We start from the raw sequence: 300 nt of genomic DNA, 5'->3' as shown, positions 1-300 counted from the left end.
GCACGGCATTGAGCACAACCTCTTGCTCACGGCTCGTGAGGGCGTCTCGGACGGTGGGGCGGGAAACACCGAAACGCTTTGACAAGGCGCTTTCCGCATCGAGTTTGTCACCGGCGTCGAGACCCCGCTCTGCAATTAGATCGAGGATCTCCTGGCGCAGCTGCTCAACCATGGTCTGCTTAGCCGAGCCCGGGCGCCGTTCCTTGTCGGACATGTCTCGCCCCACGGCCGTTGACCATATCAGAACGCGAACGATAGCGAGATCGAAGGATCTGGATCTGGCGCAGAGGGCGCCTCATC

The 300-nt window shown here is 61.3% G+C and carries 1 protein-coding gene; it reads right to left on the bottom strand.

Annotated elements, in window-relative coordinates:
* Positions 1 to 214, bottom strand: a 214-nt coding sequence (locus FVP33_RS19110) for a GntR family transcriptional regulator (protein WP_147785266.1), incomplete at its 3' end; no start/stop codon positions are given.
* Between the last annotated feature and the right edge of the window lie 86 nt (positions 215 to 300).

The organism is Lacisediminihabitans profunda, from assembly GCF_008040105.1.
Lineage (GTDB): Bacteria > Actinomycetota > Actinomycetes > Actinomycetales > Microbacteriaceae > Lacisediminihabitans > Lacisediminihabitans profunda.
This window is presented reverse-complemented; position numbering and strand designations above follow the sequence as displayed.